Origin of the sequence: Arthrobacter woluwensis (assembly GCF_030816155.1) — a bacterium.
GTDB classification, from domain to species: Bacteria; Actinomycetota; Actinomycetes; order Actinomycetales; family Micrococcaceae; genus Arthrobacter_E; species Arthrobacter_E woluwensis_A.
The window spans coordinates 2,572,430-2,596,018 of the sequence record NZ_JAUSXR010000001.1 but is presented as its reverse complement, the minus strand read 5'-3'; the positions used below and the strand labels follow the sequence as shown (position 1 = coordinate 2,596,018).

Sequence of the window (23,589 nt, the reverse complement as noted above, 5' to 3'; positions counted from 1 at the left end):
CCGCGGTCATTGCCCTGCCGTCCAGGACTGCGGGGACGGCGGCTGCCGGGAACCCGACCGGCCAGGAAGCAGGGGAGCCAGGACCGTGGAGACAGACCCCGGAGACACGAACGCCCCGCACCGTGCTGGACGGTGCGGGGCGTTCCGGATGCCGCTCGGTACGGCCGTGCGGCGCTGCCGGCGTGGCTCAGGCGGCCTTGCCGAGGAACTCCTGCAGGCGGCGGACGCCTTCGGCGAGGTCGTCGTCGCCCAGGGCGTAGCTCAGACGGAGGTAGCCGCTCGGGCCGAACGCCTCGCCCGGGACCACGGCCACCTCGACCTCATCGAGGATGAGGGCCGCCAGCTCGGCGCTGGTCTGCGGCGTGGCGGTCCCGCCGGCAGCGGTCGGGAACGACTTCCCCAGCAGCCCGCGGACGTCCGCATACGCGTAGAAGGCGCCCTTCGGCGTCGGGCACTCCACGCCGTCGATCGCGTTGAGGCCCGCCGTGATCGCCTGACGGCGCCGGTCGAAGGCGACCTTCATCTCGTCCACCGCGGTGAGCGGTCCGGAGACGGCGGCCAGCGCGGCGATCTGCATGATGTTGGAGACGTTGCTGGTCGCGTGCGACTGCAGGTTGGTGGCCGCCTTGATGACGTCGGCCGGGCCGATCATCCAGCCCACGCGCCAGCCGGTCATCGCGTACGTCTTGGCCACACCGTTGAGGATGATGACCTTGTCGCCGAGCTCCGGAGCGGCGGCCGCGATGGAGGTGAAGGGCACACCGTCGTAGGTCAGGTGCTCGTAGATCTCATCCGTGACCACCCAGAGGCCCTTGGAGGCGGCCCAGGCGCCGATCTCGGCGACCTGCTCCGGGGAGTACACGGCGCCCGTGGGGTTGGACGGGGAGACGAAGAGCAGCACCTTGGTGTTCTCCGTCAGGGCGGCTTCGAGCTGCTCCACGGTGACCAGGTAGCCCTGCTCCGGTCCGGCGAAGACCTCCACGGGCACGCCGCCGGCCAGCCGGATCGCTTCGGGGTAGGTGGTCCAGAACGGGGTCGGGACGATCACCTCGTCGCCCGGATCCAGGAGCGTGGCGAAGGCGTTGTACACGGCCTGCTTGCCGCCGTTGGTCACCAGGACCTGGGAGGCGTCCACCTGGTAGCCGGAGTCACGGAGCGTCTTCTCCGCGATGGCCTGCTTGAGCTGGGGCAGCCCGCCGGCCGGGGAATAGCGGTGGTACGCGGGGTTCTTCGCGGCCTCGATCGCGGCTTCCACGATGTACCCGGGGGTGGGGAAGTCCGGCTCACCCGCCCCGAAGCCGATCACCGGACGGCCCGCGGCCTTGAGGGCCTTGGCCTTCGCGTCCACGGCGAGGGTGGCGGATTCGGCGATGGAGGAGATGCGTCGGGAGATGCGTGAAGAGGGCATGGGGCGGAGTCCTTCGCGTGTTTTTCAGCGTGATCCCGGGGTCAACCGGCACCTCCAAGCTTAGGCTGAGGTGATCCACGAGGCACAGCCGGAAGCGGCGATGAGTCCCACTTAGACGTTTTCCCACATCTTGCGTATAGTTGTACCTCGGTGTTGGAAGCCGAAAGGCCATCCGATTCCATAGGGTAGTGGCGCAATTGGTAGCGCAGCGGTCTCCAAAACCGCAGGTTGCAGGTTCGAGTCCTGTCTGCCCTGCGCATGGTTAGCTCCAGGCGTGAGCCGGGAAAACCACAGCACCAGCACTGAGGCTTGCCGAACGGTAGCCGCACGGGTTCGTCAGAACAGCACGGCAAAGAAGAGCGAGGGAACAGTGACCGATACTGCCGCCAATGACGCTCAGGGCCGTCCAGCCAAGAGCGGCGGGAAGAAGGGTAAGAAGCTGGGCTTCTTCGCCCGGATCGCCCTGTTCTTCCGGCAGATGATCGGCGAGCTGAAGAAGGTCGTCACGCCGACCCGCTCCGAACTCCTCAACTACACGCTGGTGGTGCTGGTCTTCGTGGCGATCGTCATGCTGATCGTCACCCTCCTGGACCTCGCCTTCGGCGTGGGCGTCGGCTGGGTGTTCGGCGGCACGGGTCCCACGGAACGCTGACCGACTGACTTTCCGCAGGCCACCGGATCGCCCCCGCGAGGGGGTTGAGATGGCTGCCTGTGGAATTGAGCCATTTAAGTGGGATGCCCCTCTGGGTGGCTCGGCCACCCCGAGCGTACCCACGCTTGCAATGCACTAACGACGAAGCAGGAGACCACGTGTCTGAGCAGGAGCTCGAATTCAGCGAGGCCGTCAACCAGGACGTCGCCCCGGAGTCCCAGGACGCCGTCGAGGCTGACACTGCTGCGCCCGAAACCCCGGCCGCCGAGGCCGAGGATGCGGAAGCCGTCGCCGAGGCAGACGACGCGGAGACTGTCGACGCGGAGGAGAGCGACGACGCCGCTCCCGCAGCACCTGCCGAGGATCCCCTCGAGGCCTTCAAGGCCAAGCTCCGCCGCCAGGAGGGCGACTGGTTCGTCGTCCACACCTACGCCGGCTACGAGAACCGCGTGAAGACCAACCTCGAGACCCGCGTCCAGGACCCTGGACATGGAGGACTACATCTTCGAGATCCAGGTCCCCATGGAAGAGGTCGTGGAGATCAAGAACGCGCAGCGCAAGGTCGTCACGCGCGTGCGCATCCCGGGCTACTGCCTGGTCCGCATGGAACTCACGGACGCTTCCTGGGGCGCCGTCCGCCACACCCCGGGCGTCACCGGCTTCGTGGGCAACGCCCACAACCCGGTCCCGCTGAAGCTGGACGAGGTCGTCTCCATGCTGGCCCCGGTCTTCGAGCAGGAGCAGGCGGAGCAGGAAGGCGGCAAGCAGGCCCGCGTCGCCGCCGCTCCGGTCCACGTCGACTTCGAGGTCGGCGAGTCCGTGATCGTGAAGGAGGGCCCGTTCGAGACCCTGCCCGCCACGATCTCCGAGATCAAGGTCGAGTCCCAGACCCTCGTGGTCCTGGTCTCCATCTTCGAGCGCGAGACCCCGGTCACGCTGGCGTTCAACCAGGTCACCAAGATCTGACACCCCGAGATTTCGTTCCCGGACCGTGCTGCTTTAGCGGTTCTGGAACGTCCGGCCACCTCGCCAAGGTGGTCACCCAGCTGAGGCGCACTCCTGTTCCTCAGTAAGCAATTGAGAGAAGGACCCTACATTGGCTCCCAAGAAGAAGGTCACCGGCCTCATCAAGCTGCAGATCCAGGCAGGTGCCGCCAACCCGGCCCCTCCGATCGGTCCCGCGCTTGGTCAGCACGGTGTCAACATCATGGAGTTCTGCAAGGCGTACAACGCTGCGACGGAATCCCAGCGCGGCAACGTCATCCCGGTCGAGATCACGGTGTACGAGGATCGCTCGTTCACCTTCATCACCAAGACCCCGCCGGCTGCTGAGCTCATCAAGAAGGCCGCAGGCGTGGCCAAGGGCTCTGCAACCCCCCACACCGTCAAGGTCGCCAAGCTGACCCAGGCACAGGTCGAGGAAATCGCCACCGCCAAGCTGGCCGACCTCAACGCCAACGATGTCCAGGCTGCTGCCAAGATCATCGCCGGCACCGCTCGCTCCATGGGTATCACGGTCGAGTAATCACGGCCTCAGGCCACCCGCCGGTTCGCCGGCACTTCGAAATTCATAACGTCCCGTGCAACGACGGGGCAGTGGCAGGGCCGAGCGCGGTCCGCAGACCACAACTGCACAAGGAGAAATACGCAGCATGGCAAAGCGCAGCAAAGCATATGAGGCAGCCGCCGCCAAGATCGACGCGGAAAAGCTTTACGCTCCGGCCGAGGCGGTCACCCTGGCCAAGGAGACCAACCCCTCCAAGTTCGACGCGACCATCGAGGTGGCTTTCCGCCTGGGTGTCGACCCCCGTAAGGCCGACCAGATGGTCCGTGGCACGGTCAACCTGCCGCACGGCACCGGTAAGACCGCCCGCGTCCTCGTGTTCGCCACGGGTGACAAGGCTGAGGCCGCACTGGCCGCCGGCGCCGACTTCGTCGGTTCCGACGACCTGATCGAGAAGATCTCCGGTGGCTGGACCGACTTCGACGCCGCCGTCGCGACCCCCGAGCTCATGGGCAAGGTCGGTCGTCTCGGTAAGGTCCTGGGTCCGCGTAACCTCATGCCGAACCCCAAGACCGGCACCGTGACCCCGGACGTCGCCAAGGCTGTCAACGACATCAAGGGCGGCAAGATCGACTTCCGCGTCGACAAGCACTCCAACCTCCACTTCATCATCGGCAAGGCCAGCTTCGACGCCGAGAAGCTCGCCGAGAACTACGCCGCTGCTCTGGAAGAGGTGCTTCGTCTGAAGCCGACCGCCGCCAAGGGCCGTTACATCCAGAAGGCCACCGTGGCCACCACCTTCGGCCCGGGCATCTCCGTGGACCCGAACGTGACCAAGGTCGTCCTCGGCGCCTAGTCGCCCCTCGCAGGCTTGGCCTGCAAGGTCCCGTCTGACGACGGAGGCCACCCCTGACAGAGGCCGCTCAGCATCGCTGGGCGGCCTCTGGCGTTCCCGGACTGCGGCCGCGTCGGATCGGGCTGTGCCGTGCCATCGCCGGGGCCGGGCGGAGCGGCGCCGGGTTAGGGTGGAGGGATGACGGAGTCCACCTTCAGCATCGAACGGCTGGTCCTGCCGGAGTCTCTGGAGTCCCCGGAGGCGCGGGACTTCCTGGACGTGTGCACGCTGTCCGATCAGCTGGTGCTCCGGACCCGGGGCAATCTGGACCTGGCCACTCCGGACCGCGCGCGCTTCATCCTGTGGCGGGACACCGAGTACGCCCGGCTGCGCGTCTATTTCGTGCGCCTCGAAGGCCGCGTGGTGGCCCGCGCCTGGATCCATCTGCCGCTCAAGGACAACCTCGACACGGCCTGGCTGAGTGTCGGCGTGCACCCCGACTTCGAGGGCCGCGGTCTCGGCCGCGCGCTGGCGGGCCACGTGGAGGCGGTGGCGCTGAGTGAAGGCCGCACCGTGGTCCAGATGGGCACCGAACACCCCACGGGCACTGCGGACGACGACGGCGAGCGGCTCCTCCCGCCGACCGGCAGCGGCAGCGTCCCCGCGGCGTCGCGGGCGGTCCGGTTCGCGCTGCGTCGCGGCTATGAGCTGGTGCAGGTGGAGCGGACGAGTGTGCTCGAGGTGTCCGACGAGTCCCGCCGCGCGGCCCACGCGCTGCTGGAGGAGGCCGCCGCCCGGGCCGAGGAGTCCTACGAACTGGTCACGTGGTTCGACGGGACGCCCGAGGAATACGTGGACGATCTCGTGCGGCTCTCCACGAGCATGTCCACGGAGATCCCGCTCGGCGGCCTGGAACTCGGCGAGGAGGTCTTCGACGCCGGAAGGGTCCGTGAGATCGACGCCCGCCGCCGTGAAGGCGGCGTGCGGGCGGTGACCACGGCGGCCCGTCACCGGTCCACGGGGGAGCTCGCCGGCTATTCCGTGCTCGAGTACCTCCCGGACCATCCCGAGGTGGGGGAGCAGGACAACACCCTGGTGCTGCCGGGGCACCGCGGGCACGCGCTGGGCCAGTGGATGAAGGCCGCCAACTTCGAACGGCTGCTGGAGGCGTTCCCGGCGGTGCGCAGGATCTACACGTACAACGCGGACGAGAATCAGCACATGCTTGCTATAAACATCGCGATGGGTTTCCGACCGGCGGGTCATGACGGGCAGTGGCAGGCACATCTGGACGGTCGGGTGGCGGCAGGGGAGGGTTCATGAGCATCAGGATCGAGCAGCTGTGGATCCCGGACACCCTCGACGGTCCGGACGCCGAGGACTTCCTGGCGGCCGTGGACGTGTCACGGCGGGTCCGGCTCGCCACGTGGGGGACGGACGACCTCGCCTACACCCCGCTGGAGAAGCTCTACGAACTGCGGGACCCCTATGAGCGGCAGGTGCTGCTGACCGCCACCCTGGACGGCATGATGGTCGGCGTCGCGGACATTTCGCTGCCACTGCTGGGCGACATCGACGTCGCGGAGTTCACCCTGGACATCCTGCCGGAGGCCCAGGGCCGTGGCGTGGGGCGCGATCTGATCCGCGCCGCGGAGCAGTTCGCCCGTTCGGAGGGTCGGCGGCACCTTCTGGTCGACACGAACCACCCCGCGGCCAGCCTCGGGGACACGGAGGACAGCCTGCAGCCGGACAGCGGTCCGGGTTTCGTGCCGCTCGCGAGCCGCTCCGTCGACTTCGCCCAGCGCAGCGGCTACACCCTGGAGCGGATCGAGCAGTTCAGCTCCTGCGCCCTGCCGCTGGACACGGTGCTGGAGGGGCAGCTCACGGCGGAGGCCGAAGCCGCGAACGACGGCCGGTACCGTCTGCACCACTGGCGGGACCGCTGCCCCGAGCGCTGGCTGGCGGACATGACCGCGCTGGACTCCTCCGCGGAGGACCTCACCCTCGCCGCTGCTGCGGATGCCGGGGTGCCCGCCGATGTCTGGGAGGACTATGACGTGGAGGCGCTGCGCCGTGCGGAGGAGATCGCCATGGCGCAGGGGCGGCGGACGGTGGTCACCGCCGTCGAGCATGTGGAGACGGGCGTCCTCGTGGGCGTCACCACCATCAGCGTGCTGCCGCAGCGGCAGGACGTGGTGTTCCAGGATGAGACCCATGTGCGGCTCGCGCACCGCGGCAACAAACTGGGCCTGCTGCTGAAGATCTCCAATATGCAACAGCTCCAGGACCTCTTCCCGGACGTCCGCGTGATCTACACCTGGAACGCCCTGGAGAACCGGTATCTGCTCACCGTCAATCAGCAACTGGGATTCCGGACGGCGGGGGTGACGGGTCTCTGGCAGAAGCAGTTGCCTGACCTCCGCCAGCCGCACCTGAGCTGAGGACCGGCCGCCGATTTGCCCCTCCGGCGGGGTCTCCCGTAAGCTGGATTCACCAAAGACCGTCGGTTGTTGGATATCCCTGTGCTTTTCTGCCCCGCAGAGGCGTGTGGATCTCCATCGAAGGACCCTTCAGCATAAGGGCGGCCGGCGCAGGTGAACCGAGCGAGAAGTCTGATCTTCCACGCCCCGTGCGCCTGCGCGGGGCGTTTTTTGTTGGTGCCCCTGAGTACCTGATGCGCGGCTCACGCCGCGAGCAGCGAGGACCTTCCTGACCGGCCTGATTCCCCGGAAGGAGGGTTATGACAACGCCGAACAAGGTGGCCGCAGTTTCTGAGATCACCACCGATTTCAACGAATCGACCGCCGCTGTCCTGACCGAATACCGCGGGCTCTCTGTCGCACAGCTCAAGGAGCTGCGTCGTTCCCTGGGCGCGGAGACCAAGTACTCCGTCGTCAAGAACTCCCTGACCGCGATTGCAGCCAAGGAAGCCGGTGTCGACGCGTTCGACGGCCAGCTCGCAGGCCCCACCGCAATCGCCTTCATCAAGGGCGACGCTGTTGCTGCCGCGAAGAGCCTCACGGACTTTGCCAAGGCCAACAAGCAGCTGGTCATCAAGACCGGTTACTTCGAGGGCAAGGCTCTGAACGCTTCGGAAGTCGCCGCACTGGCCGCTCTCGAGTCCCGTGAGCTGCAGCTCGCGAAGGTCGCCGGTGTCCTCAAGGCCCCGGCTGCCGCAGCTGCCCGCATCATTGATGCCCTGCGCATCAAGCTCGAAGAAGAGAACGGCGCTCCGGCGCCCGCCGCTGAGGAAGCACCTGCCGAGGCTCCGGCCGAGGCCGCTTCCGAAGAGGCCTGAGTCTCTTCTCCCCACCCACACACTGTGGTGCGCAGGCACCAACTACAGGAAGGACGCCAATCATGGCGAAGCTCAGCAACGAAGAGCTCATTGAAGCTTTCAAGGAACTGACCATCATCGAGCTCTCCGAGTTCGTCAAGCTGTTCGAGGAGACCTTCGAGGTCACCGCCGCAGCTGTTGCCGTTGCAGGCCCCGCCGGTGGCGGCGCTGCTGAAGAGGCCGAGGAGAAGACCGAGTTCGACGTCATCCTCGAAGCCGCTGGCGAGAAGAAGATCGGTGTCATCAAGGAGGTGCGCGCCCTGACCTCCCTCGGCCTGAAGGAGGCCAAGGACCTCGTCGACGGTGCCCCCAAGGCCGTCCTCGAGGGCGTCAACAAGGAGACCGCCGAGAAGGCCAAGGAGCAGCTCGAGGCTGCCGGCGCTTCGGTTTCCGTCAAGTAGCACCTGCTGCTGGTCGGTTCCCCGGTCCTCTGAGGATCGGGAGACTGTCTGCTGAGAAGGTCCCGTCCACTTCGGTGGGCGGGACCTTCCGCGTTAACCGGACCGGGGGAGTGCCGCGCTGGCCGGCACTGCGCGGACGGGCGGCAACCTCCGGTGAACAATTCAGGAATCGTTTCACAACTCCTTCCCAGGGCTGTGACGGCGGCCTAGACTGGCGCTTTGGGCCCCTCGGTCCATCCCCTCGCGCCCGGTCTCCGGGCGTCAACCCATCGTCACCCCGCAGAGGTAACTCATGAGTGAAACCAGCACCGTCAGCCGCCGCGCCATGCTGAGCGCCGCCGTCGTCGCGGGCTCCAGCGCCGGAGCCCTTCTCGCCGCCGCGCCCGCCGAGGCGAGCCCCGGCCACGGCGCCAAGCGCTTCCGCCTGACCGTGCTGGGCACCACGGACCTGCACAACAACGTTTTCAACTGGGACTACTTCAAGGACACCGCCTACGCGGACAAGGCGGGCAACCAGATCGGCATCGCCCAGGCCTCGTCGCTCATCAAGGCGGTCCGGGCCGAACGCGGTGAGTCCAGCACCCTGACCATCGACGCCGGCGACACCATCCAGGGCACCCCGCTCGCCTATTACTTCGCCAAGATCCGCCCGGCCTCCCGCACGGTCAAGCACCCCATGGCCCTCGCCATGAACGCGGTGGGTTACGACGCCGTCGCGCTGGGCAACCACGAGTTCAACTACGGCATCGACCACCTGCGCACCTGGGAGCGCCAGCTGACGTTCCCCGTCCTGGGCGCGAACGTCCACGTGGCCGGCCGTGTGGCACGCGCCTTCAGCCCGTACGTCCTCAAGCGCGTGCGGACCTCCGCCGGCTGGGTGACCGTGGGCATCGTGGGCTTCGTGACCCCGGGCTGTGCCCTGTGGGACCGCCATAACGTGGAGGGCAAACTGGACTTCAACGGCATCGTCGAGGAGGCGAAGAAGGTCATCCCCGAGGTGCGTGCCGCCGGCGCGGACGTCGTGATCGTCTCCTGCCACTCCGGAGCGACGCCGGGCTCCTCCTATGGCGACGCCCTGCCGTTCCCGGAGAACGCCTCGAGCCAGCTCGCCGAGCAGGTGCCCGGGATCGACGCGATCCTCGTCGGCCACGCGCACCAGGAGATCCCGGAACGGTTCGTGACCAACACGGCCACGGGGCGGCAGGTGCTGCTCACCGAGCCTCTGCGCTGGGGCATGCGGGTCTCCGTCATCGATCTGGACCTCGTCAAGGAGCGGGGCCACTGGAAGGTCGAGACCGCGCACTCCCACCTGCTGGACGCCAAGACGGCGCCCGAGGACCCCGCCGTCGTCAAGGCCGTCACGTCGGCCCACCGCGAGGCCGTGAAGTACGTGAACACCGCCATCGGGTCCTCCACGGCGCCGCTGTCCACGGCCACGGCCTGCTGGGAGGACACCGCGGCCATCGACGCGATCAACTTCGTTCAGGCGACCCGGATCAAGGCAGAAATGGCGGGCGGCCCGAACGCCGGGCTGCCGGTGCTGTCGATCGCCGCGCCGTTCTCCCGCTCGGTCGACGTGGCCGCGGGTCCGCTCACCATCCGCGACATCGCGGGCCTCTACATCTTCGACAACACGCTGCTCAGCATCAAGCTCACCGGCGCCCAGCTCAAGGCCTACCTGGAGTGGTCGGCGACGTACTACAAGACCGTCGCGGGCGCTACGGTGGCCGCCGCGGATCTGACCAACGCCCCCACCGCGCTGGCTCCGGCGGGCACCCCGGATTACAACTACGACATCGTCTTCGGCCTGGACGCACCCCTGGAGTACAGCATCGACGTGGCCCGTCCCGCGGGTCAGCGCATCCAGGGCCTGAGCTACGGGGGAGCGCCTGTCGCGGACGGCGCGGAGTTCGCCCTGGCGATCAACAACTACCGTCAGAGCGGTGGCGGCAGCTTCCCGGGCGTCACCCAGGCCCCGGTCCTGACGAACAGCCAGCAGGAGATCCGTCAGCTCATGATCGACTACGTCGTGGAGCACGGGGTCCTGGATCCCGCGGTCTTCGCCCGCAACGACTGGAAGCTGGTGGTCGACGGCCGGCCGCTGACCGTCACCGCCTGACAAGTCTCACTTAACGCCGGAGGCCGGCCGAGCACGCCCAGATCACTGGGATGCCCGGCCGGCCTCTCGCGTACGGCCTGATGCGGGATCAGCCGCGGTCGAGCACTCAGTCGCGGTAGAGCAGAAGAGCCTCGCCCTGACCGCCACCGCCGCAGAGGGCGACGGCGGCCTTGCCGTGGCCGCGGCGCTTCAGCTCGAACGCGGCGTGCAGCGCCAGGCGGGCGCCGGACGCGCCGATGGGGTGGCCCAGGGCGATCGCCCCGCCGTGGATGTTGCAGCGGTCCAGCGGGTAGTCCAGGTCCTTGAGCGACTGCACGGCCACCGAGCCGAAGGCCTCGTTGATCTCGATGAAGTCCAGGTCCCCGGTCTCCCAGCCGGCCCGGCGGAGGGCCGCCTGGATCGCGTGCGACGGCTGGGAGTGGAGCGAGTTGTCCGGTCCGGCCACCTGGCCGGGGCTGCCCACGACGGCGAGGTAGTCCAGGCCGTGGTCCTCCGCGTACTTGCGGGAGGAGAGAACGAGGGCGGACGCGCCGTCGGAGAGCGGCGACGAGTTGCCGGCCGTGATGGTCCCGTCCGTCGCGAAGGCGGCCTTGAGGCCGCTCAGGGTCTCCAGGGTGGTCCCCGGGCGAACCCCTTCGTCGGTGTCCACGATCAGCGGGTCGCCCTTGCGCTGGGCGATGCTGAGCGGAGCGATCTCCTCGGCGAAGACGCCCGAGGCGATGGCATCGGCGGCGCGGTTGTGGGACGCTGCGGCCACCTCGTCCTGGGCACGGCGATCGATGCCCAGGGTGAGATTCAGGCTCTCCGTGGACAGGCCCATCGACTGGCCGTCGAAGGCGTCCGTGAGGCCGTCGTGCGCCGCGTGGTCGAGCGCCTGCACGGTGCCGTAGTTCCAGCCCTGCCGCGAACCGGGCAGCAGGTGCGGCGCGCGGGTCATGGACTCCTGACCGCCGGCCACGACGACGTCGGCCTCGCCCGAGCGGATGAGGCGCGCGGCGTCGATCACGGCGGTGAGTCCGGAGAGGCAGACCTTGTTGAGGGTCACCGTGGGCACGTTCCAGCCGAGGCCGGCTCCCACCGAGCTCTGGCGCGCTGGATTCTGGCCGGCGCCCGCCTGGAGGACCTGTCCCATGATGACGGCGTCGACGTCTTCCGGGTCGATGCCCGCGCGTTCCACGGCGGCCTTGATGGCGTGGCTGCCGAGCTGGACGGCGGTCTTGCTGGCGAGCTGTCCGTTCAACCGGCCCTGCGGCGTGCGGGCAGCGGCGAGGATGACAACGTCATTGTTGTTTTCAGTGCTGGACATGGGCCTTCGCTTTCCGTGATGTGGTTCTCCACCAAGGCTATCGCGTGGTGGCCTCCGCTTCGCCGGCCTGCCAGGATGGTGGGGACAGCAGGGGAAGGACGGCGATGAAGGAGACCCCCGTGACCGATTCGACAGCAGACGCCGAATCCCAGGGACCGGCCGCCCCCGGAGTGCCCGTGGACCCGCAGGATCGCGTCAGGGAAGCCGCGGCGGCACGTGACCTGGAGATCGAGATCCGTGAGCGGCCCGCCGCCGGGTCCCTCCAGGAGGCTGCGGCGCTGCTGGGCCTGCCGCCGTCGGGCATCGTGAAGACGCTCGTGGTCAAGCGTTCGGACGGGACGTACCTCTTCGCCCTGGTCCCGGGCGGCCGCGCCATCTCCTGGCCGAAGCTGCGCGCGGTGGTGGGGGTGAACAAGCTCCGTCTGCCGGAGGCCGAGCTCGCCTTCGAGGCCACGGGGTTCGTGCGGGGCACCATCACCCCGATCGGGAGCACCACGGACTGGCCCGTGTTCGCGGACCAGTCGATCACGGGCCGGAGGGTGGCCATGGGCGCAGGCGCGCACGGGTACAGCCTGTTCGTGGACGCCGATGAACTGATCCGCGCGTACGGCGCCACGGTCGCCGACATCACGGTCCCGGAGGACTGACCACGGCTCGCCGGGCCCCGGCCCGGCTTGACTAGGGCACCACGACTGCGGTAGACATATTCGTTTCTGTCCTGTATCGTGGATATTTGCGTCTTCCCTCTGTACCTTCGGCCTTCATATAGCGGTGGGCTGGTCGTGTCTGTGGCATTTAAGCAAAGAGTGCTTATGCCGCTCTACGATCCCGGGTCATATAGCGGTCCCGGTCAGGTGGTGCCAAGCGTGTCGCGCGCTTAGCACACTCCATGGGGGAGGGCTGTTCAGCCCGAAGGTCTGTGGAAGGAACCCTCTTGGTCGCCTCGAGCACCCCAAACAATGAAACCGCTACCACTGATGGTGCGACTCGTCGCATCTCATTCGCGAAGATTCACGAGCCGCTTGACGTCCCGAATCTGCTCGCACTCCAGACGGACAGCTTTGACTGGCTGGTAGGGAACGAGCGCTGGCAGGCCAAGGTCGCCGCCGCTGTCGAAGCCGGCGACGAGTCCGTCGCCACGACGTCCGGCCTGGCCGACATCTTCGAAGAGATCTCCCCGATCGAGGATTTCCAGGGCACCATGTCCCTGAGCTTCTCCGATCCGGAGTTCTACGAGCCCAAGTACACCATGGCCGAGTGCAAGGATCGCGATGCGACCTACTCTGCCCCGCTGTACGTCAAGGCTGAGTTCATCAACAACAACACGGGCGAGATCAAGCAGCAGACCGTGTTCATGGGTGACTTCCCGCTGATGACGGAGAAGGGCACCTTCGTGGTGAACGGCACTGAGCGTGTCGTCGTCTCGCAGCTGGTCCGTTCTCCCGGCGCCTACTTCGAGAAGTCTCCGGACAAGACCAGTGACAAGGACATCTACTCGGCCCGCATCATCCCGTCCCGGGGTGCCTGGTTCGAGCTCGAGATCGACAAGCGCGATCAGGTCGGCGTCCGTCTGGACCGTAAGCGCAAGCAGTCCGTCACGGTGCTGCTGAAGGCTCTCGGCTGGACTGAAGGCCAGATCCTGGAGGAGTTCGGCCAGTACGACTCCATTCGCGCCACCCTCGAGAAGGATGCGACGCAGACCCAGGAGGAAGCCCTCCTGGACATCTACCGCAAGCTGCGCCCGGGCGAGCCGCCCACCGTCGAGGCCGCCCAGAACCTCCTGGACAACCTCTACTTCAATGCCAAGCGCTACGATCTGGCCAAGGTCGGCCGCTACAAGATCAACCGCAAGCTCGGCATCGACCGCCCGCTGTCCGACCGTGAGGCCTCCATCCTCCACGTCGAGGACATCGTGGCCATGATCAAGTTCCTCGTGGCACTGCACGCCGGCGAAAGCACCATCAAGGGCGTCCGCGACGGCCAGGAAGTGGATCTGCGCGTCGAGGTCGATGACATCGACCACTTCGGCAACCGCCGCATCCGCGCCGTGGGCGAGCTCATCGAGAACCAGGTCCGCACGGGTCTGTCCCGTATGGAGCGCGTGGTCCGCGAACGCATGACCACGCAGGACGTCGAGGCCATCACGCCGCAGTCGCTGATCAACATCCGCCCGGTGGTGGCAGCCATCAAGGAGTTCTTCGGAACCTCGCAGCTGTCCCAGTTCATGGACCAGAACAACCCGCTCTCGGGTCTGACTCACAAGCGCCGTCTCTCGGCTCTTGGCCCGGGTGGTCTGTCCCGTGACCGTGCCGGCATGGAAGTCCGTGACGTACACCCGTCGCACTACGGCCGCATGTGCCCCATCGAAACCCCTGAAGGCCCGAACATCGGTCTGATCGGCTCGCTGGCATCCTATGGTCGCATCAACGCGTTCGGCTTCATCGAGACGCCGTACCGCAAGGTGGCCAACGGCGTCGTCAGCGACCAGGTCGAGTACCTGACCGCCGATGACGAGGCCGAGGTCGTCATCGCCCAGGCCAACGCGCCGCTGGACGCCGACAACCGCTTCACCGAGGAGACCGTCCTCGTCCGTGAGCGCGGCGGTGGAGGCGAGCCCGTGCTCATCCCGGCCGAGGACGTGCAGTACATGGACGTCTCCCCGCGCCAGATGGTGTCCGTGGCGACCGCCCTGATCCCGTTCCTCGAGCACGACGACGCCAACCGCGCCCTCATGGGTGCGAACATGCAGCGTCAGGCCGTGCCGCTGGTCCGCGCCGAGGCCCCCTTCGTGGGCACCGGCATGGAGCGCGCCGCAGCCGTGGACGCCGGCGACGTCGTGGTGGCCAAGAAGGCCGGTGTGGTCTCCGAGGTCTCCGCCGACCTCGTGGTCATGCTGAACGACGACGGCACCGAGACGAGCTACCGCATCGGCAAGTTCTCCCGGTCCAACCAGGGCAACTGCTACAACCACCGCGTTCTGGTGGATGAAGGCCAGCGCCTCGAGGTCGGCGGCATCATCGCCGACGGTCCCTCCACGGACCAGGGTGAGCTCTCCCTGGGACGCAACCTCCTGGTCGCGTTCATGTCCTGGGAAGGCCACAACTTCGAGGATGCCATCATCCTGTCCCAGCGCCTGGTGGCCGAGGACGTCCTGTCCTCCATCCACATCGAGGAGCACGAGATCGATGCCCGCGACACCAAGCTCGGTGCCGAGGAGATCACCCGTGACATCCCGAACGTCTCCGAAGAGGTCCTGGCGGGCCTGGACGAGCGTGGCATCATCCACATCGGCGCCGAGGTCGAGGCCGGGGACATCCTGGTCGGCAAGGTCACCCCGAAGGGCGAGACCGAGCTGACCCCGGAGGAGCGCCTGCTGCGCGCCATCTTCGGTGAGAAGTCCCGCGAAGTGCGTGACACCTCCCTGAAGGTGCCCCACGGCGAGTCAGGCACCGTCATCGGTGTGCGCGTCTTCGACCGTGACAACGACGACGAGCTGCCCCCGGGCGTGAACCAGCTGGTGCGCGTCTACGTGGCCGCGAAGCGCAAGATCACGGACGGTGACAAGCTCGCCGGCCGTCACGGCAACAAGGGTGTCATCTCCAAGATCCTGCCGATCGAGGACATGCCGTTCCTGGCGGACGGCACCCCGGTCGACGTGGTCCTGAACCCGCTGGGTGTCCCGGGCCGAATGAACGTCGGTCAGGTGCTGGAAACGCACCTGGGCTGGGTCGCGAAGACCGGTTGGAAGATCGAGGGCGAGCCGGAGTGGGTCAAGAACCTCCCGAACCTGCCCCGTGAGACCGCGCCGAACCAGACCCTGGCCACCCCGGTGTTCGACGGTGCACGTGAAGAGGAGATCGCAGGCCTGCTGAACTCCACCAACGTGACCCGTGACGGCGACCGTCTGATCGACGCCTCCGGAAAGACCCGTCTGTTCGACGGCCGTTCCGGCGAGCCGTTCCCGGACCCGATCTCCGTGGGCTACATGTACATCCTGAAGCTCCACCACCTGGTGGACGACAAGATCCACGCCCGGTCCACCGGTCCGTACTCCATGATCACGCAGCAGCCGCTGGGCGGTAAGGCCCAGTTCGGCGGCCAGCGCTTCGGTGAAATGGAAGTGTGGGCGCTGGAGGCCTATGGCGCGGCGTACACGCTCCAGGAGCTCCTCACCATCAAGTCTGACGATATCCACGGCCGCGTGAAGGTGTACGAGGCGATCGTCAAGGGCGAGAACATCCCGGAGCCGGGCGTTCCCGAATCCTTCAAGGTTCTGATCAAGGAAATGCAGTCGCTCTGCCTGAACGTGGAGGTCCTCTCCACCGACGGCACCACGATCGAGATGCGTGACTCTGACGATGCAGTCTTCACGGCTGCCGAAGAACTGGGCATCGATCTGTCCCGCGCAGAGCCCAGTTCCGTCGAAGAGGTGTAGTGACGTGCAGCGGCGGCTCCGGCCGCCGCTGCACCCCACCTCTTCCTGACAGTCAAGACTTAGAGACAAGAGAGAACAGGATTCCATGTCCAGCGAATCTTCCTTCGGCCTCATGCAGATCGGCCTGGCCACTGCGGATGACATCCGTGAGTGGTCCTATGGCGAAGTCAAGAAGCCGGAAACCATCAACTACCGCACTCTGAAGCCGGAGAAGGACGGTCTTTTCTGCGAGAAGATCTTCGGTCCTTCCCGTGACTGGGAGTGCTACTGCGGCAAGTACAAGCGCGTGCGCTTCAAGGGCATCATCTGTGAGCGCTGTGGCGTCGAGGTCACCCGCGCCAAGGTGCGCCGTGAGCGCATGGGCCACATCGAGCTCGCCGCTCCCGTCACCCACATCTGGTACTTCAAGGGCGTTCCGTCCCGCCTGGGGTACCTGCTCGACCTGGCGCCGAAGGACCTCGAGAAGGTCATCTACTTCGCCGCCTACATGATCACGAGCGTTGACGAGGAGAACCGTCACGCCGAACTGCCGAACCTCCAGATCGAGCACGACGTGGAGAAGAAGCAGCTGGTCGACACCCGCGACGCCGACATCGCCGCGATCGCCCGCGACCTGGAGGACGAGCTCGCTCGCCTCGAGGGCGAAGGCGCCAAGGCTGCCGACAAGAAGAAGGCCCGCGACTCCGCCGACCGTCAGATGGCGAACGTCCGCAAGCGTGCGGACGCCGACATCGAGCGTCTCGAGCAGGTCTGGGACCGCTTCAAGAACCTCAAGGTCGCCGACCTCGAGGGCGATGAGGGTCTGTACCGCGAGCTGCGCGACCGCTACGGCATGTACTTCGAGGGCTCCATGGGCGCCGAGGCGATCAAGAAGCGCCTCGAGACCTTCGACCTCCAGGCTGAGTCCGAGCTGCTCAAGGACATCATCCAGAACGGCAAGGGCCAGCGGAAGACCCGTGCGCTCAAGCGCCTCAAGGTCGTCAACGCGTTCCTCACCACGGACAACAGCCCGCTGGGCATGGTCCTGGACGCCGTCCCGGTGATCCCGCCGGAACTGCGCCCGATGGTGCAGCTGGACGGTGGCCGCTTCGCGACCTCCGACCTCAACGACCTGTACCGCCGCGTGATCAACCGCAACAACCGCCTCAAGCGTCTGCTTGAGCTGGGTGCTCCGGAGATCATCGTCAACAACGAAAAGCGCATGCTGCAGGAAGCTGTCGACAACCTCTTCGACAACGGCCGTCGTGGCCGCCCTGTCACGGGTCCGGGCAACCGTCCGCTGAAGTCCCTGAGCGAGATGCTCAAGGGCAAGCAGGGTCGTTTCCGTCAGAACCTCCTCGGCAAGCGCGTCGACTACTCCGGCCGTTCGGTCATCGTCGTCGGCCCGCAGCTGAAGCTGCACCAGTGTGGTCTGCCCAAGCAGATGGCCCTGGAGCTCTTCAAGCCGTTCGTGATGAAGCGCCTCGTGGACCTCAACCACGCGCAGAACATCAAGAGCGCCAAGCGCATGGTCGAGCGTTACCGTCCGCAGGTCTGGGACGTGCTGGAAGAGATCATCACCGAACACCCGGTGCTGCTCAACCGTGCTCCCACCCTGCACCGTCTGGGCATCCAGGCCTTCGAGCCGCAGCTCGTGGAAGGCAAGGCCATCCAGCTGCACCCGCTCGTCTGCGCCGCCTTCAACGCGGACTTCGACGGCGACCAGATGGCTGTGCACCTGCCCCTGAGCCCCGAGGCCCAGGCTGAGGCGCGCATCCTGATGCTGTCCTCGAACAACATCCTGAAGCCGTCCGACGGCCGCCCCGTGACCCTCCCGTCGCAGGACATGATCATCGGTCTCTACCACCTGACCACCAAGCGTGTGGGCTCTGCTGGTGAAGGCCGGATCTTCTCCTCCGTCTCCGAGGCGATCATGGCGTTCGACGCGCGGGAACTCCACCTGAACTCCAAGGTGAAGATCCGCCTGGACAACTTCGTGCCGTACGAAGGCTGGGAAGGCCCCGAGGGCTGGGAGCTCGGTCAGCCGGTGCTGGTCGAGACGTCCCTGGGACAGGTCATCTTCAATGACACCCTGCCCGCGGACTACCCCTGGGTCGAGGCCGTCGCCGACAAGGGCGAGCTCTCCCGGATCGTCAACGATCTGGCTGAGCGTTACCCCAAGGTCGTCACCGCCGCGACGCTGGACAACCTCAAGGACGCCGGTTTCTACTGGGCCACGCGCTCCGGTGTGACCGTCGCCGTGTCCGACATCGAGGTCCCGGCCGCCAAGCCGCAGATCCTCGCGGGCTACGAGGAGAAGGCAGCGAAGATCCAGAGCCAGTACGACAAGGGTCTGATCGACGAGGACGAGCGCCGTCAGGAGCTCATCGAGCTCTGGGGCAAGGCCACCGACGAGGTCGCCTCGGTCATGCGCAAGTCGCTGTCCCCGATGAACACCATCAACCGCATGGTGTCCTCCGGTGCTCGTGGTAACTGGATGCAGGTCCGTCAGATCGCGGGTATCCGTGGCCTCGTGGCCAACCCCCGTGGTGAGATCATCCCGCGTCCGATCAAGTCCTCCTACCGTGAGGGCCTGTCCGTGCTCGAGTACTTCATCGCGACGCACGGTGCCCGTAAGGGTCTGGCCGACACCGCTCTGCGTACCGCCAACTCGGGTTACCTGACCCGTCGTCTGGTGGACGTCTCGCAGGACGTCATCGTCCGCGAGGCCGACTGTGGCACCGAGCGTGGTCTGGTGACCCCGATCGCCCTGGTCGACGAGAACGGTGAGCTGCGTCTGGACGAGAACGTCGAGAACAGCGCCTACGCCCGCACCCTGGCCGTCGACGTCGTCGACGCCGAGGGCAATGTGCTGGCCGCCGGTGGCAGCGACTGCGGTGACGTCGTCATCGCCGAGCTGTTCGCCGCGGGCATCACCGAGGTCAAGGTCCGCTCCGTGCTGACCTGTGAGTCCACGGTGGGCACCTGCGCTCTCTGCTACGGCCGTTCGCTGGCCACCGGCAAGACCGTGGACATCGGCGAGGCTGTCGGCATCATCGCCGCCCAGTCCATCGGTGAGCCCGGCACGCAGCTGACCATGCGTACGTTCCACACGGGTGGTGCCGTGTCCGCCGGCGGTGGCGACGACATCACCCAGGGTCTGCCCCGTATCCAGGAGCTCTTCGAGGCCCGCACCCCGAAGGGTGTGGCCCCGATCTCCGAGGCCGCCGGCCGCGTGAACATCGAGGAAGGTGAGAACTCGGTCCGCATCGTCGTCACTCCTGACGACGGCACGGAGGAGCTCGCCTACCCGATCCTGCGCCGCTCGCGTCTGCTGGTCGCCGATGGCGAGCACGTCTCGGTGGGCCAGAAGCTCGTCCAGGGTCCGGTGGACCCCAAGCAGGTGCTGCGCATCATGGGTCCCCGTGCCGCGCAGAAGTTCCTGGTGGACGAGGTCCAGGGCGTGTACCGCAGCCAGGGCATCGGCATCCACGACAAGCACGTGGAGGTCATCGTCCGCCAGATGCTGCGTCGCGTCACCGTGATCGAGTCCGGCGATTCGGATCTGCTGCCCGGCGAGCTCGCCGAGCGCAGCCGCTTCGAAGGCGAGAACCGCCGCGTGGTGTCCGAGGGCAAGAAGCCGGCCTCCGGCCGTCCCGAGCTCATGGGCATCACCAAGGCGTCGCTCGCCACTGAGTCGTGGCTGTCGGCCGCTTCCTTCCAGGAGACCACCCGGGTGCTCACCCAGGCGGCCATGGAAGGCAAGAGCGACCCGCTGCTGGGCCTCAAGGAGAACGTCATCATCGGTAAGCTCATCCCGGCCGGCACCGGCCTGCCGCGCTACACCGATGTCAGCGTCGAGCCGACGGAGGAGGCCAAGGCGAGCATCTTCTCCGCGCAGGCCTCGTTCAGCGACTTCTCCTACGACCCCATGGGTGTCGACGGAGGCAGCGAGTTCCACGCCATCCCGCTGGATGACTACGACCTCGGCGGCGACTACCGCTAAGGATCGCAGCGCATCTGATGCGTGACAGGGAGGGCCTCACCGGTTTCCGGTGGGGCCCTCCCGCGTTTCCGTGGGCGGCACGACGGCGGCCACGCGCCGTCGTCGGTCGGGCAGGGGACCGCCGGGGCAGGGGGAGCGCGGCGAGGCGCCAGGCCGCCCGCGATTCACGGGGGCGGTCTCCGCCGTGGTACAGTTGATCTGATTGATTTACGTGGCAGCGGACACCGTCCATGTTGTGGGGAACTTGCACAACGAATGCCACGATTTTGCATGCCTGGGGCCCTTGCGGATTGTTCGGATCGGGGCCGGGTGTGCATCTCTTTGAAGTGCTTCGCCTTGGCGTTCCTGTGGTTCGGTCCGCAGACTGACAGGCCGGGGCAAAGCAAATGGGGAGCGGCTGGGAACGGCCGCTCCAGATGATGGAGAACACGAACAGTGCCTACTATTCAGCAGCTGGTCCGTAAGGGCCGCACGCCGAAGGTCTCCAAGACCAAGGCTCCTGCCCTTAAGGGCAGCCCGATGCGCCGCGGCGTCTGCACCCGCGTCTACACCACCACCCCGAAGAAGCCGAACTCGGCTCTCCGTAAGGTCGCCCGTGTCCGCCTCAATGGCGGCGTCGAGGTTACCGCGTACATCCCGGGTGTGGGTCACAACCTGCAGGAACACTCCATCGTGCTGGTGCGCGGTGGTCGTGTGAAGGACCTCCCCGGCGTTCGCTACAAGATCGTCCGTGGTGCCCTCGACACCCAGGGTGTGAAGAACCGCAAGCAGGCTCGCAGCCGCTACGGCGCAAAGATGGAGAAGAAGTAATATGCCTCGCAAGGGTCCGGCCCCCAAGCGGCCGCTCGTTTCGGATCCGGTTTACGGCTCCCCGCTGGTCACCCAGCTGATCAACAAGGTTCTCGTGGACGGTAAGAAGTCCACCGCCGAGCGCATCGTCTACGGTGCTCTTGAAGGTGCCCGCGAGAAGAACGGCAACGATCCCGTCGCCACCCTGAAGAAGGCCATGGACAACATCAAGCCGAGCCTTGAGGTCAAGTCCCGCCGTGTCGGTGGCGCCACCTACCAGGTTCCGGTCGAGGTCAAGCCGGGTCGCGCCACCGCGCTGGCCCTGCGCTGGCTCGTCGGTTACTCCAAGGCCCGTCGTGAGAAGACCATGACCGAGCGCCTCCGCAACGAGATCCTGGACGCCTCCAACGGTCTCGGCGCCGCCGTGAAGCGTCGCGAAGACACCCACAAGATGGCCGAGTCCAACAAGGCCTTCGCCCACTACCGCTGGTAAAAACACACGAACCGCCGCCGGCCTCCTCGGTCGGCGGCGGACGTGTTGTCCATCTCAAAGGGAGACACCGTGGCACAGGACGTGCTTACCGACCTTAACAAGGTCCGCAACATCGGCATCATGGCCCACATCGATGCCGGCAAGACCACTACTACGGAGCGCATCCTCTTCTACACGGGTGTGAACCACAAGATCGGTGAAACGCACGACGGTGCGTCCACCACCGACTGGATGGAACAGGAAAAGGAACGCGGCATCACCATCACGTCTGCCGACCGTGACCTGCTTCTGGAACAAGAACCAGATCAACATCATCGATACCCCCGGTCACGTGGACTTCACCGTTGAGGTTGAGCGCTCCCTGCGCGTCCTCGACGGCGCCGTCGCCGTCTTCGACGGCAAGGAAGGCGTTGAGCCGCAGTCCGAGACCGTGTGGCGTCAGGCCGACAAGTACAACGTCCCCCGCATCTGCTTCGTCAACAAGATGGACAAGCTGGGCGCCGACTTCTACTTCACCGTCGACACCATCATCAGCCGCCTGGGCGCCAAGCCGCTCGTCATGCAGCTGCCGATCGGTTCCGAGAACGACTTCATCGGTGTCGTGGACCTGCTCGAGATGCGCGCCCTGGTGTGGCCCGGCGATGCCAAGGGTGACGTGACCATGGGTGCCTCCTACGAGGTCCAGGAGATCCCGGCCGATCTGCAGGAGCGTGCCGAGGAATACCGCGCACAGCTCGTGGAGACCGTCGCCGAGTCCTCCGAAGAGCTCATGGAGAAGTACCTCGAGGGCGAAGAACTCACTCTCGAGGAGCTCAAGGCCGGCATCCGCAAGATGACCGTCAACTCCGAGCTCTACCCCGTGTTCTGTGGCTCCGCCTTCAAGAACCGCGGTGTGCAGCCGATGCTCGACGCCGTCATCGACTTCCTGCCGTCCCCGCTGGACGTGCCCGACATGATCGGTCACAACCCGCGCAACGAGGAAGAGGAACTGGTCCGTAAGCCCAGCGCTGACGAGCCCTTCTCCGCTCTCGCCTTCAAGATCGCGGCACACCCGTTCTTCGGTCAGCTCACCTTCGTCCGCGTGTACTCCGGTCACGTCGAGGCCGGCGCCCAGGTGGTCAACTCCACCAAGGGCAAGAAGGAGCGCATCGGCAAGCTCTTCCAGATGCACGCCAACAAGGAGATGCCCGTCGAGGGCGCCACCGCCGGCCACATCTACGCCGCCATCGGTCTGAAGGACACCACCACGGGTGACACCCTGTGCGATCCGAACAACCAGATCGTGCTGGAGTCCATGAGCTTCCCGGAGCCCGTGATCTCCGTGGCCATCGAGCCGAACTCGAAGGGTGACCAGGAGAAGCTCTCCACGGCCATCCAGAAGCTCTCCGCTGAGGACCCGACCTTCCAGGTCTCCCTCAACGAGGACACCGGCCAGACGGTCATCGCCGGCATGGGCGAGCTCCACCTGGACATCCTGGTGGACCGCATGCGCCGCGAGTTCAAGGTCGAGGCCAACGTGGGCAAGCCCCAGGTCGCGTACCGCGAAACCATCAAGAAGGCCGTTGAGAAGGTCGACTTCACCCACAAGAAGCAGACCGGTGGTTCCGGTCAGTTCGCTAAGGTGCAGGTTTCCTTCGAGCCGCTCGAGACCACGGACGGCACCTTCTACGAGTTCGAGAACAAGGTCACCGGTGGCCGCGTTCCGCGCGAGTACATCCCCTCCATCGACGCAGGTATCCAGGACGCCATGCAGTTCGGCATCCTGGCCGGCTACCCCATGGTGGGTGTGAAGGCCATCCTGATCGACGGCGCGTACCACGACGTCGACTCCTCGGAAATGGCGTTCAAGATCGCCGGTTCCCAGGTGTTCAAGGAAGGCGCACGCCGTGCCAACCCGGTTCTGCTGGAACCGCTCATGGCTGTCGAGGTCCGTACTCCCGAGGAGTACATGGGCGATGTCATCGGCGACCTCAACTCCCGCCGTGGCATGATCCAGTCCATGGAGGATGCTGCCGGCGTCAAGGTCATCCGTGCCAACGTTCCGTTGTCCGAGATGTTCGGCTACATCGGTGACCTGCGTTCCAAGACGCAGGGCCGCGCGGTGTACTCGATGACCTTCGACAGCTACGCCGAGGTTCCCAAGGCTGTGGCTGACGAGATCATCCAGAAGAACCGCGGCGAGTAAGTTGTCGCACCCCGGTGGGGGAGGCCTTCGGGCTTTCCCCGCCGGCGTCGCGTGGCTTTCGGCAGCTCGCCGAGGGAGCCGCGACACTCAGGCCCCAGGGACCAACCGGCCCCTGAACCGCAATTTCATCAAAACCCCTG

The 23,589-nt window shown here is 66.4% G+C and carries 15 protein-coding genes, 1 tRNA gene and 2 pseudogenes; 16 read left to right on the top strand and 2 right to left on the bottom strand.

The window, feature by feature from the left end:
• Positions 1 to 187: 187 nt before the first annotated feature.
• Positions 188 to 1,408, bottom strand: a complete 1,221-nt coding sequence (locus tag QFZ52_RS11845) for a pyridoxal phosphate-dependent aminotransferase (protein ID WP_307497784.1) — start codon at positions 1,406 to 1,408, stop codon at positions 188 to 190.
• Positions 1,409 to 1,590: 182 nt separating this feature from the next.
• Between QFZ52_RS11845 and QFZ52_RS11840 the strand changes: the two genes are divergently transcribed.
• The 10 genes and pseudogenes from QFZ52_RS11840 (at position 1,591) to QFZ52_RS11795 (ending at position 10,256) form a co-directional block, all read left to right on the top strand.
• Positions 1,591 to 1,663, top strand: a tRNA-Trp gene (locus tag QFZ52_RS11840).
• Between the two features lie 115 nt (positions 1,664 to 1,778).
• Positions 1,779 to 2,060, top strand: a complete 282-nt coding sequence (secE, locus tag QFZ52_RS11835; RefSeq protein WP_066211598.1) for a preprotein translocase subunit SecE — start codon at positions 1,779 to 1,781, stop codon at positions 2,058 to 2,060.
• A gap of 158 nt (positions 2,061 to 2,218) precedes the next feature.
• Positions 2,219 to 3,026: pseudogene (nusG, locus tag QFZ52_RS11830) on the top strand (transcription termination/antitermination protein NusG).
• Positions 3,027 to 3,156: 130 nt separating this feature from the next.
• Complete coding sequence (gene rplK / locus QFZ52_RS11825; protein WP_307497783.1) at positions 3,157 to 3,585, top strand: 50S ribosomal protein L11; 429 nt, start codon at positions 3,157 to 3,159, stop codon at positions 3,583 to 3,585.
• Positions 3,586 to 3,712: 127 nt separating this feature from the next.
• On the top strand, positions 3,713 to 4,420 hold the full coding sequence (gene rplA / locus QFZ52_RS11820) for a 50S ribosomal protein L1 (protein ID WP_066211592.1): 708 nt from the start codon (positions 3,713 to 3,715) through the stop codon (positions 4,418 to 4,420).
• 177 nt (positions 4,421 to 4,597) lie between these two features.
• Complete coding sequence (locus QFZ52_RS11815) at positions 4,598 to 5,722, top strand: GNAT family N-acetyltransferase (protein WP_307497782.1); 1,125 nt, start codon at positions 4,598 to 4,600, stop codon at positions 5,720 to 5,722.
• Positions 5,719 to 6,840 carry a GNAT family N-acetyltransferase gene (locus QFZ52_RS11810; RefSeq protein ID WP_307497781.1) on the top strand — a complete coding sequence of 374 codons (1,122 nt, stop codon included), beginning with the start codon at positions 5,719 to 5,721 and terminating at the stop codon, positions 6,838 to 6,840. The genes QFZ52_RS11815 and QFZ52_RS11810 overlap by 4 nt, the downstream gene beginning before the upstream one ends.
• Positions 6,841 to 7,139: 299 nt before the next feature.
• The gene (rplJ, locus tag QFZ52_RS11805; protein ID WP_066211587.1) at positions 7,140 to 7,697 is read left to right on the top strand and encodes a 50S ribosomal protein L10; all 558 of its coding nucleotides are present in this window, start codon (positions 7,140 to 7,142) and stop codon (positions 7,695 to 7,697) included.
• A 62-nt stretch (positions 7,698 to 7,759) separates the two neighbouring features.
• Positions 7,760 to 8,137 carry a 50S ribosomal protein L7/L12 gene (rplL, locus tag QFZ52_RS11800; protein ID WP_307497780.1) on the top strand — a complete coding sequence of 126 codons (378 nt, stop codon included), beginning with the start codon at positions 7,760 to 7,762 and terminating at the stop codon, positions 8,135 to 8,137.
• Between the two features lie 292 nt (positions 8,138 to 8,429).
• A complete protein-coding gene (locus tag QFZ52_RS11795) occupies positions 8,430 to 10,256 on the top strand; it encodes a bifunctional metallophosphatase/5'-nucleotidase (RefSeq protein ID WP_307497779.1) in 1,827 nt (608 codons plus the stop codon).
• Positions 10,257 to 10,362: 106 nt separating this feature from the next.
• Here QFZ52_RS11795 and QFZ52_RS11790 read toward each other — a convergent pair whose 3' ends face one another.
• Positions 10,363 to 11,562, bottom strand: coding sequence for an acetyl-CoA C-acetyltransferase (locus QFZ52_RS11790; protein WP_307497778.1), 1,200 nt, complete (start codon positions 11,560 to 11,562; stop codon positions 10,363 to 10,365).
• 227 nt (positions 11,563 to 11,789) lie between these two features.
• Here QFZ52_RS11790 and QFZ52_RS11785 point away from each other — a divergent pair, with 227 nt between their 5' ends.
• From QFZ52_RS11785 to fusA, 6 genes and pseudogenes are all read left to right on the top strand, one after another.
• Positions 11,790 to 12,209: an aminoacyl-tRNA deacylase gene (locus tag QFZ52_RS11785; protein ID WP_307498711.1), complete on the top strand. Its 420-nt coding sequence runs from the start codon at positions 11,790 to 11,792 to the stop codon at positions 12,207 to 12,209.
• Positions 12,210 to 12,496: 287 nt separating this feature from the next.
• Positions 12,497 to 15,997 carry a DNA-directed RNA polymerase subunit beta gene (gene rpoB / locus QFZ52_RS11780; protein WP_307497777.1) on the top strand — a complete coding sequence of 1,167 codons (3,501 nt, stop codon included), beginning with the start codon at positions 12,497 to 12,499 and terminating at the stop codon, positions 15,995 to 15,997.
• Positions 15,998 to 16,082: 85 nt separating this feature from the next.
• Positions 16,083 to 19,982 carry a DNA-directed RNA polymerase subunit beta' gene (locus QFZ52_RS11775; protein WP_307497776.1) on the top strand — a complete coding sequence of 1,300 codons (3,900 nt, stop codon included), beginning with the start codon at positions 16,083 to 16,085 and terminating at the stop codon, positions 19,980 to 19,982.
• Positions 19,983 to 20,417: 435 nt separating this feature from the next.
• Positions 20,418 to 20,792 carry a 30S ribosomal protein S12 gene (gene rpsL, locus QFZ52_RS11770; RefSeq protein WP_066211570.1) on the top strand — a complete coding sequence of 125 codons (375 nt, stop codon included), beginning with the start codon at positions 20,418 to 20,420 and terminating at the stop codon, positions 20,790 to 20,792.
• 1 nt (position 20,793) lies between these two features.
• The gene (gene rpsG / locus QFZ52_RS11765) at positions 20,794 to 21,264 is read left to right on the top strand and encodes a 30S ribosomal protein S7 (protein ID WP_066211568.1); all 471 of its coding nucleotides are present in this window, start codon (positions 20,794 to 20,796) and stop codon (positions 21,262 to 21,264) included.
• 69 nt (positions 21,265 to 21,333) lie between these two features.
• Positions 21,334 to 23,449: pseudogene (gene fusA, locus QFZ52_RS11760) on the top strand (elongation factor G).
• Positions 23,450 to 23,589 lie beyond the last annotated feature (140 nt).